General features: G+C 49.3%; 8 protein-coding genes and 1 pseudogene. 7 read left to right on the top strand and 2 right to left on the bottom strand.

Annotation, left to right across the window (positions count from 1 at the left end):
- Position 1 precedes the first annotated feature (1 nt).
- From H8S45_RS14150 to H8S45_RS14175, 6 genes are all read left to right on the top strand, one after another.
- Positions 2-310, top strand: a complete 309-nt coding sequence (locus H8S45_RS14150) for a 2Fe-2S iron-sulfur cluster-binding protein (protein ID WP_082397373.1) — start codon at positions 2-4, stop codon at positions 308-310.
- Positions 311-356: 46 nt separating this feature from the next.
- On the top strand, positions 357-1,619 hold the full coding sequence (locus tag H8S45_RS14155) for an Nramp family divalent metal transporter (protein ID WP_054328216.1): 1,263 nt from the start codon (positions 357-359) through the stop codon (positions 1,617-1,619).
- 78 nt (positions 1,620-1,697) lie between these two features.
- A complete protein-coding gene (locus H8S45_RS14160) occupies positions 1,698-2,441 on the top strand; it encodes an SDR family NAD(P)-dependent oxidoreductase (RefSeq protein ID WP_054328217.1) in 744 nt (247 codons plus the stop codon).
- 14 nt (positions 2,442-2,455) lie between these two features.
- Positions 2,456-3,634 (top strand): M20 metallopeptidase family protein, encoded by a 1,179-nt coding sequence (locus H8S45_RS14165; protein ID WP_054328218.1) that lies wholly within the window; start codon positions 2,456-2,458, stop codon positions 3,632-3,634.
- A complete protein-coding gene (locus H8S45_RS14170) occupies positions 3,631-4,476 on the top strand; it encodes a nitroreductase family protein (protein WP_054328219.1) in 846 nt (281 codons plus the stop codon). The genes H8S45_RS14165 and H8S45_RS14170 overlap by 4 nt, the downstream gene beginning before the upstream one ends.
- Positions 4,477-4,497: 21 nt before the next feature.
- Positions 4,498-5,772 carry an L-cysteine desulfidase family protein gene (locus H8S45_RS14175; protein WP_054328220.1) on the top strand — a complete coding sequence of 425 codons (1,275 nt, stop codon included), beginning with the start codon at positions 4,498-4,500 and terminating at the stop codon, positions 5,770-5,772.
- 660 nt (positions 5,773-6,432) lie between these two features.
- On the opposite strand, the gene H8S45_RS14180 is transcribed toward H8S45_RS14175, so the two are convergent.
- Positions 6,433-6,768, bottom strand: a complete 336-nt coding sequence (locus H8S45_RS14180; RefSeq protein WP_054328221.1) for an IS66 family transposase — start codon at positions 6,766-6,768, stop codon at positions 6,433-6,435.
- A 102-nt stretch (positions 6,769-6,870) separates the two neighbouring features.
- Positions 6,871-9,525 (bottom strand): cation-translocating P-type ATPase, encoded by a 2,655-nt coding sequence (locus tag H8S45_RS14185; RefSeq protein WP_186950278.1) that lies wholly within the window; start codon positions 9,523-9,525, stop codon positions 6,871-6,873.
- 491 nt (positions 9,526-10,016) lie between these two features.
- On the opposite strand from H8S45_RS14185, the pseudogene H8S45_RS16450 reads away from it, so the two are divergent.
- Positions 10,017-10,174: pseudogene (locus H8S45_RS16450) on the top strand (IS110 family transposase); the annotation flags it as partial.

The following is a 10,174-nucleotide window of genomic DNA, read 5'->3' on the forward strand; positions in this document are numbered from 1 at the left end:
AATGAAAGTGTTAATCGACCGGTATGATCCGGATACCGGACTGCGGCGGACGGATACCTTTGAAGTCGAGAATTCAGCCTGTGAGGGTATGACGGTAATGGGGCTGCTTAACCATATTTCGCTTCATTGTGATTCGACCCTGGCGTATTACCATCACAGCGTATGCGATCATGGTATTTGCGGACGGTGTACGCTGTCGGTAAATGGTAAGGTACGGCTTGCCTGTCTTACACCGGTAACCGGATATCAGGAACTCCATTTGGCACCGGCTGCAGGGCGTGTCGTAATACGGGATTTGGTGACAAAATAGATCATTTCACAAAAAGATTAAGTGGGTATTAAAGGAGGAAAGTAGCATGGCGAACCAGACACCGCAGAAAAACGTAGATGACTTTCAACTTCCAAAAGGCGGACTGATTAAAAAGCTGTTGTATATCATGGCGTTTGTTGGACCGGCTTCCATGATTTGCTCCACTTCAATGGGACCTGGCACAGCAACATCCTGTATTCAGGCAGGCTCCTTGTTTGGTTATGACTTGTTGTGGGTGGTTGTTTTAAGTGGTATCATGTGCGGCGGCGTGGCGTATATCGGCGCAAAAGTAACAGCGATCTCCGGACAGAATGTGTTCGACTTTATCCGGGGGAAAATCGGCAAGGTAGCCTCTACCATCCTGTTCATCGTTGTGCTGTGTACATGGTATATGGTTATTTATAGCCAGGGTTCCACAATGCGCCATTTAAACGATATCATGTTTGGCGAGCAGGCAGCATCCATCGTGTATGTGGTGACTATCCTGATTATCGCGTATTTATATGTGGCCAGCTCAAATAACCGGATTATAAAAATCGCATCGGTCATGTGTACCCTGATGGCAATTATATTCTTTATCAATGTGTTTTTTGTCCGGCCGGATGCAGGGCAGCTTGCGACCGGCATTATCCCCAAGCTGCCGTCCGGTGTAGAGCAGGCCGTCATTATCGCGGGTATAATCGGTGGTTCTGCGCCAGGCACCTCGGCGCTTTGGTATTCGTACTCGGTGAAAAATCAGAAATGGGATAAGCCCTCGGCGCTGGGCTTCATCAAATATGACCAGATCGTTTTTGCAACCATGTTTACGATCTTCAGTCTTGGTATCTTCCTCTCCGGTGCAGCAGTGCTGCATCCTGCGGGGATTCAGGTGGATTCTGCTCTTGACGCAGCGAAAGCGATCGAACCGCTGGCAGGCTCCTTTGGTACTTATATTTTTGTTGCCGGCTTCTGGGGCGCGGTCTTTACTACAATCGGCGGTATGAGCACGTTGGCGTCTTACTGCATTAACTCATTGTGCCATATCAGTGAGGATAACTCGGATATCAAGGTCCGCCGGCTGATTCTGATCGGTATTGTTATTAGCCTGATCGGCGGCCTTTCGGGCGGCAATGCCATGAACCTGTTGGTCAATGTAATGGGCCTGCTGAATGTGGGTGGATTGGTGATCATCTGCATCCTGACATTCTTCACGAGCAGTAAAAAGTTTGCAGGTGAGTATAAGAACAAATGGTATACCACGCTGATGGGTATTATCATTCTGGCTTTTAATGTATATTCTGCCTGGACATATGTCGCGCGTTTCCTGTAATAATGTGTTTTGGGGATATCCTCATAGGACCCTCCTGTGAGGATATCCTTATCTGGAACAAAGAGAGGAAGATGAGGCTTGGAATTAGAAAAGCGGGTAGCAATTGTAACAGGGGCCAGCTCCGGCATTGGTGCGGTGATAGCCCGATTTTACCTGAACGAGGGTGCGTTCGTATATGGATGTGGTCTGGAGACGTGTGCGGATATCACAGATGAGAATTTTGCCTACCAGAAAGCGAATATTTGTGACGAGGTACAGGCCGCCGCGGTGGTAAAGGGTTGTCAGGAGAAATTTGGGCATGTCGATATTCTGGTTAATTGTGCAGGTGTGACGGGGATTGGCACAATCGATAATACATCGGTCGAAGAATTTCGACGCCAGTTTGAGATCAATGTATTCGGTGTGTACACCATGACTAAAGCGGCGATCGACGCGATACGCTGCTCAGAGCATGCGGTAATTATCAATATCGTCTCCGAGCTGGGTGTGAAATGTATCCCGGAACGGGTTGCATATTGCCCGTCCAAAGCGGCGGTGGAGATGCTGACCCGCTGCTTGGCAGTCGACTGTGGACCGAGGGTGCGCGTCAATGGTATTCTGCCCGGCCTGACAGAGACGCCGATGACAAAAATGCGCTATGAAAATGCTCCCGATCCGGAGGCGGAAAGGCAAAAAACACGTAACCGCTATATCCTGAAGCGGATGTGTACGCCGGAGGACGTGGCGAATGGCGCGGTATTCCTTGCCTCTGACCGTGCTTCGTTTATCACGGGCGATATGCTGGCGGTTTGCGGCGGCGGACAGTTTATAACTACCCAGTAAACAGGAGAAATGGTATGAATATTTTGGAAGAGGCTGGGCGGCATCAGGAACGCCTGATTAGCCTGCGGCGTGATATCCACCGGCATCCAGAATTGAGTTGGAAAGAAACCCGTACACAGGGCGTCATCTGCCGCGAGCTGGATGAGCTGGGAATTCCTTATGAAAAGGTGTGTGGTACGGGTGTGATCGCAGTGCTGCGGGGCGAGCGGTCTGGCCCAGTGGTAGGGCTTCGTGCGGATATGGATGCGCTGCCAATTACGGAAAAGGGAAAGGCAGAATATTCGTCTGAAAATCAGGGTGTCATGCATGCCTGTGGACACGATTGCCATGTTGCCATGCTCTTGGTGGCTGCACGGATTTTGAAAGCGCACGAAAATGAGCTTTGCGGCACGATCAAGTTAATCTTTCAGCCGGCAGAGGAGGTAATAGAAGGGGCTCATGCGATGTATACGTTACCCCAGCTTGCAGATGTCGAGCAGATTTTTGGGGCTCATGTATGGATCGACCTTCCGGTCGGCATGATTTCGGCGGAGGTTGGCCCCCGCATGGCGAGCGCGGACAACATTTACCTGACGGTGGAAGGAAAAAGCGCACATGGTGCGCAGCCGCACCAGTCAGCCGATGCGATCGTGGCCGCCTGTGCAATTGTAAACGCCTTGCAGACCGTTGTGAGCCGTACCGTGGATCCGCTTGAGCCAGCCGTCGTGACGATCGGAACGATCGCCGGTGGAACCTCGTCGAATATTATTGCCAACGAGGTTAAGCTTTCGGGAACGGTAAGATCGTTCCAGCCAGCGGTGCGCGACGCAGTGGAGCGGAGGCTGGAGCAAATCGCCTGCACGACCGCACAGGCTTATGGAACCACCTGCCGTTTTGAATACCGCCGCTGCACTCCTGCAACGATCAATGAAGCGGCATCGACCGAGATCGCGCGCAAAGCAGTCAAAACATTGTTCGGCGACAGCGCGCTTGCACATTTGAAAGAAACCACAGGTGGAGAGGATTTCGCATGGTTCCTGGAGCGGATACCGGGATGTTATGTATTCGTTGGCGCACGCAATGAGGAAACAGGAAAATGCTGGCCCCATCATCATGAATGCTTTGATGTCGACGAACAGGCCTTGGTCAACGGCGCGGCCGTTCTGGCACAGGTCGGCTTGGATGCAGGTATGAAAAGGAGTGTGCAGAAATGAGTGATAAGATCAACTTCTCGGCTGCGTTCAATAAAACCAAAGAAGAGCTTTTGTCGATGGATGAAACCGAATTTCGCGCCCGATTCCGAGAACGCTGCCATCATACCATGGAGATACAGGTGTATGCGGCTGCATACCGGGGACGGACGCTGTCGGCGGATCAACCAAAAACCGCACGACTGTTTATGGAAGTCTGGCGGGAAAGAGGGTTGCCTGAAACTCTGCCTGAGTATGTATTTGCATCCAAGCTGTTATCGTTTGCTGAGGAATTGATACAAGGAGGAAACCTTGATTTGACGCCTTACGCGCCTGCTCCCCTATCTGAGGAGGCACGGCAAGGATTTGAGCGTGTCCTGTATGAGCGCCGTTCGGTGCGGGAATGGAGTGAGGAAAAAGTACCGGACGAGTTGATTAAGAAGGTGCTGAAAGCAGGGTTGTGGGCAGCACATGCATGCAATTTGCAGTCAATACGGTATCTTGTAATTCGTGAAGAAAACTGTCCAGGCCTGTTCCGCGGAAGCGATATCCCAGGGGGGCCGGTACATATCGTGCTTTTACAGGATATGCGCGTGTACCGTGCCAATCCAGTCATGCCAGAGAGCAACCAGCTTTTGGATGCCGGGGCCGCAGGGCAGAATCTTGTACTTGCCGCACATGCCTATGGGCTGGGCGGATGCTGGCTCACTTTCACAAGCGAGCAGATGAAACAGCGCATCAGGGAACATGTGGGATTGCCGGAGGAGATTCGAATGACGACCTATGTGGATGTAGGATTCCCAGACCAATCACCATATCCGCCGCAGAGGATATCGGTAGAGGAAGCAGTTTTCCACTGGGAATGAGAAATATTGGAGGAAGACGCTATGGAGCGTAAGCTTTACGACAACTACCTGGCGATATTGAAAAGCGAGTTGATGGTCGCGCTGGGCTGCACCGAACCAATCGCAATCGCCTATGCCGCAGCACGGGCACGTGAAACGCTGGGGAGTGAGCCGGCAGAATGCGTTGTGCGCTGCAGTGGAAATATTGTCAAGAACGTGATGGGCGTGACGGTCCCGAATTCAGGGGGGATGCGCGGGATAGACGTAGCGGCTGTGCTGGGTGTCGTAGGTGGGGATGCATCGCGTGAATTGCAGGTGCTGGAATCCGTGCGGCCAGAGCATATTGAAAGGACAAAGGCTTTGCTGCGGGCGGGTTTTTGCACCTGTACACTGGCCGAAGGGGTAGAAAATCTATATGTTGAAGTCCGGTTGACTGATACGGAGGGACATTGGGCGTCGGTGGAAGTAAAAGACCGGCATAATCATATCACGCAAATCTGCAAGGACGGTGACATCTTATTTTCTGATGGAGCGCTTCAACAAGATAGCGAACAGGCCGGAGATAAATCGCTTCTTACCGTAAAAAATATTCTGGAGTTTGCGGACACAGTCCGATTTGCAGATATCGAGGAGATAATCGGAAGGCAGGTGGAATGCAACACCGCGATTTCTCAAGAGGGGCTTAAAGGAAGCTATGGTGCACAAACTGGCCGTGTGCTGCTGGAGACGGGAAGCGCGGACCTACATACGAGAGCGAAAGCGGCAGCGGCAGCGGGTAGCGATGCACGCATGAGTGGATGTCCCCTACCAGTAGTAATTAACTCTGGGAGCGGAAACCAAGGTATCACAATTACTATGCCGCTGGTGGAATATGCCAAAGCCTATAGTATTGGTAAGGAGCGCCTGTACCGCTCTCTGGCGGCGGCTAATTTGATTGCAATCCATCAGAAAAAGTATATTGGAAGTCTATCCGCCTATTGTGGAGCGGTCAGTGCAGCCTGTGGAGCAGGGGCTGGGATTGCTTATATGCTTGGTGGGTCATATGAACTGGTATCGTGGACGATCACAAATACGATTGCAACGATTGGCGGCATGGTGTGTGACGGTGCGAAATCCTCCTGTGCGACAAAAATCGCCTCTGCGGTAGAGTGTGCGCTGCTTGGCCTTGATATGGCGAAAAAGGGGCATGTATTTCAACCGGGAGAAGGTATTGTAAAAGATACAGTTGAGAAAACAATAGAGAGTATGGGACGTGTAGGACGCGTGGGTATGCACGAAACCGATATTGAAATACTCCATATTATGATGGGAAAATAAATACAACAGATATATGAAAAAGACCGGATGCTTGCGCTTCCGGTCTTTTCCATGTGTAAGTATTGTCGGTAAAAAAGGTGCGCAAAAGTTTGAAATAGGTCGGGGAAAAAAGAGACGTTATCAACACCAGAAAAACAGGTGCCCTTAGTTTGGCGAAGACTAAAGGCGGTAGCGGAAATTAAGAAGGGTTCAGGTAGATTATATCAAAGACTAAGTCTGCGAGAAATATCACGGAGGGCGGGATAAAGTTTTCAGACGGTACAGAAATATTGCATATCAGGAAAACTTGAGCGTAAAGGAACTGTATGGACAAAAGGCTGGGAGGGGACAGAAAGCTGACTCGAAAACATCGTCACACAGTGATGCAGATCTATTGCCGTCTGGTGGATGAGTGAGGAATACAGAGCCAAAGCTCGCAACTCGTGCAGATCGAACATCTAAAATACGTCCTGAGGTGGCGAGACTGCAGCCCATGCGATTGGTATGGCGTATGGATGCAGGGCTGGTATTTTCATCAGCACAGGGTCTCCATACAGGGGGGGAATATTATTGTGTGGATAGCCCTCTTCAGATATCAGTGCGGCAAGTAAAACGCCATGTTTCACCGCGGGATATGCCAGTGAGTCTGCTTGTGGATGGTTAAGTATCCATTCAAAGTTATCATTGAAATATCCTGCTCTTGTGTGAACTCCTGAAATTTGCTCCTTTTTTATTCTTTTTCAGAATCTGAAGAGTAGTTTTATCCGCATACAGGACTTCCGCCTGCATAAGTCTGCGGTGCATTTCATCGCAGATTGGTGCCCACCGGTCATCCGTTGCGCGAAGTATCCAGATGGTCATGGTTTGCCGCGAAAAACTAATATTAGAACTATTTGGATCCTGCTCTTGGCGATAAAGAGGGGATGCCCTTACAAACTTCTGCACCATGATATGATCAATCGCTTCCGGCGAAGCAAAGCGGCTCAGTATCATGGCTGAAATCTTCTTCTTTTTCATGCTCGGCGTTTCCGTTGACTCAACCCTATATTCCTAGAAAGCGTTTGTAGACAAAATATTGGTGTTCTAAGAAAAGCAGAGACGCCTCCTCTGCTTTTTTGCTTATTTATGGTTGCTTTTTTTTATTATTTTCGCAATTTCCACTTGAAGAATTGACATAAGGGACAGGCACGCCACAATTAACCATTGAGTGCCATCCAACCTGGTCAGTTGGAACGAACTTTGAAGCGTAGGCACAAATAGAATACACGCCATCAGAATTGCAGAGGCAACAAAGGAAAGGATCAGCCAGGGATTGATTCCCTCGTCTCGCACCCAAATCGGTTCTGTGTTTGAGCGCTGGTTAAAAGCTCGCAGCATCTGTGAAAATGCCAGCACAGAGAAAGCCATTGTCTGGCCGGTCACATGACTACCTATGCTTGCACCAATCCAGTAAGCACAGATGGTCATAGCCGCCACAAAGATACCCTGTGTAATAACACGGCGCACCAGATCTTTTTCAAACAAAGTGCCTGATTTTACCGGCTTATGATTCATAATATTTTTGCTGGCCGGATCAATGCCCAGTGCCAATGCAGGCAATGTAGCTGTGGCGAGGTTTACCCACAAAATGTGTACGGCCAGAAGCGGTGCAGCCCAGTTAAACAGGGTTGCAATAAACAAAGTCAGAATTTCCGCTATATTACCGACAAGTAGGAACTGAATCACCTTTTGGATATTGCGGTAAACACGACGACCTTCCTTGATGGCACAAGCGATGGTGGTAAAGCTGTCATCCAGCAAGATCATGTCAGCGGCATCTTTTGCCACGTCTGTGCCGGTGACACCCATTGCTACTCCTATATCTGCTGCTTTCAGGGCAGGAGAATCGTTGACGCCATCGCCTGTCATAGCCACTACTTCACCGGAGCGTTTCAAACTCTGGATGATACGGAGTTTATCCGAAGGGGATACACGGGCGAATACAGTTGTTGTTTTCACCGCATCGTCTAATTCATCATCCGTCATCGCATCCAGATCCTCAACGGATATGACCGTATTACCTTTCCGGTAAATATCTAATTCCTTTGCAATGGTAAGAGCAGTCGCCTTGTGGTCGCCGGTGATCATAATTGTTCGGATACCTGCTCGTCGGCAGATGCGCACAGAGTCGGCTACCTCTTTGCGAGGGGGGTCAATCATTCCGGCCACGCCGATAAAGGTCATGTCAAACTCTACACTTTCGTCGTCATCAGACGGCAGTATTGGGAGTATTCGCATGGCAAAACCAAGCACACGCAGTGCATTTTTCGACATGGAAAGACAAAGTCCTGCTATGTTATCCCGATCGGCTTCTGTAATAAAACGTACACCCTCTGATGTGAGAATATGTGTGCATAGTGGGAGCATTTCATCCACTGCGCCCTTAGTATAAGAGGTCCACTTTCCATTGATGCGGTGAACCGTGGTCATTCTTTTTCGTTCTGAATCAAACGGTTGCTCAAATACACGAGGATATTTATCCTCAAGCTCTTCATGATCGATTCCGAATGCCCGCGCCATATAAATCAGCGCACCTTCGGTAGGGTCGCCGATGACCGCTCCCTTTCTGCCCGGGTCAATACTGGCATCGTTGCAGAGCGCTGATGCATAAACCAATTCCCTATATACTTCGGGATGCTGTTTTGCAACACTTTCAACTGGAGTGGTTGTGCCGGTTTCAAAATCCCCGTTGACTGCAATATGAGTTACCGTCATTTTATTGAGGGTAAGAGTACCGGTTTTATCAGAACAAATGACAGTGGCGTTGCCAAGAGTTTCTACTGCGGGTAATTTGCGAATCAATGCATTTTGCTTCGCCATACGTTGTACGCCTAAAGCCATCACAATAGTAGCTGTGGCAGGCAAGCCTTCTGGAATGATGGAAATCGCCAATGAAATTGCAAGAAGAAACTGTGGAATCAACGGACGGTGATAAAAAGTGCCGATAGCGAAAATCAGGGTGCAGATAATTAGGCCAACAACAGTCAAGGTCTTACCAACCGCATTTAGCTTGCGTTTTAAGGGCGTATCCATATCGTCCTGATTGTCCAGCAGACCGGCAATATTACCCACCTCAGTATCCATGCCGGTGGCTACTACAACTCCAGCCGCTCGCCCGTATGTGACAATGGAGGAGGCGTACGCCATATTGCTGCGGTCCCCCAAGGGACAGGCTTCTGGCAGTATGTTTTCTGCATCCTTCTCGGAGGGTACAGACTCCCCTGTCAAAGAAGCCTCCTGAACCTTTAAGTTTGCAGAATCAATCAAGCGCAGATCCGCCGGAACCATATCTCCATCGCCAAGTATTACAATGTCACCCACTACCAGTTTGCTGGCGGAAATGACGCTCTCTTCGCCTTGACGTAAGACACGGGCTGTGGGGGTGCTCATATTGCGCAGTGCTTCCAGAGAGGATTGCGCTTTCTTTTCCTGCACAATGCCGATGATGGCGTTGAAAATAACAATGGTAAAGATTACAGCCGCCTCCGTCCACTCCTGTAAGATTGCGGAAAAAGCAGCCGCGCCGATGAGGATAAGTACCATCGGGTCAAGGATTTGCGCTTTCAGCATTTGCGGGATTGTTTTTGGCGGTTTCGAGCACAGCTCATTGCGCCCATTTTTTCTTAACCTTTCGACAGCCTCGGCATCAGCCAATCCCTTCTCGGAGGTATGTAGAGCCTGATAGACCTCCGTAAGTTTCAGTGTGTGCCAAGGTGTCTGCCTGTGTCGATCCATAAAGGATCAATCACTCCTTTCTTTGATAAAATTGATATTCTGACCGCCTTTCAGCGGTGATCAGCAAACAGAAACACAAAAAGGCATAGCCTGCTATCTAACGATTAGACGCAGGTTATGCCTATATTAACGATATTCAGTTTACAGCAAATATTACTTCGGTCAGCGTCGCTACTGTCGGCGTCGTCCATGATAGTTCTTTCAATCCTTTTTTTCGATCTTTCAAAAGTATACAAGAGGATATTCAATAAGTCAAGAGCTGAATTGATGATTTGCTGTAAATACTTTCCACCTCGAAAATAAAACATTTCAATATATAGCGCACAAAGAAATTTTCAGAGGATATAAAATTTAAAATACCACAGGGGATATTAAAATGCCGACACTGCCAGCACTTACAGAATCAATGGCCTAACATTCATTATCTTCCTTTGCCTCTGCCTGTAATCCGATGCTTTATTTGCCGCTACTACAATATTGCCGGCAAAAGCATGATCGCCGTCATGCGGCCTTTGTGAGAGATGGTGCCTCCTCCCTTTGAGGTGGGACACACAGATGTTGAGTTGTACGAACTGTCCGAACTGCTGTGGGAACTGGACGGCGAAAATCGCATACTGATGGAGACTGCGGGGAACTGCCATTTGCCGGT

The sequence above is a fragment of the Agathobaculum faecis genome (assembly GCF_014287995.1).
In the GTDB taxonomy this organism is placed as follows: domain Bacteria; phylum Bacillota; class Clostridia; order Oscillospirales; family Butyricicoccaceae; genus Agathobaculum; species Agathobaculum ammoniilyticum.

Coding starts and splice junctions, on each gene's coding strand:
- H8S45_RS14150 (WP_082397373.1), top strand. CDS start 2: ATGAAAGTGTTAATCGACCGGTATGATCCGGATACCGGACTGCGGCGG.
- H8S45_RS14155 (WP_054328216.1), top strand. CDS start 357: ATGGCGAACCAGACACCGCAGAAAAACGTAGATGACTTTCAACTTCCA.
- H8S45_RS14165 (WP_054328218.1), top strand. CDS start 2,456: ATGAATATTTTGGAAGAGGCTGGGCGGCATCAGGAACGCCTGATTAGC.
- H8S45_RS14170 (WP_054328219.1), top strand. CDS start 3,631: ATGAGTGATAAGATCAACTTCTCGGCTGCGTTCAATAAAACCAAAGAA.
- H8S45_RS14175 (WP_054328220.1), top strand. CDS start 4,498: ATGGAGCGTAAGCTTTACGACAACTACCTGGCGATATTGAAAAGCGAG.
- H8S45_RS14180 (WP_054328221.1), bottom strand. CDS start 6,768: ATGAAAAAGAAGAAGATTTCAGCCATGATACTGAGCCGCTTTGCTTCG.
- H8S45_RS14185 (WP_186950278.1), bottom strand. CDS start 9,525: ATGGATCGACACAGGCAGACACCTTGGCACACACTGAAACTTACGGAG.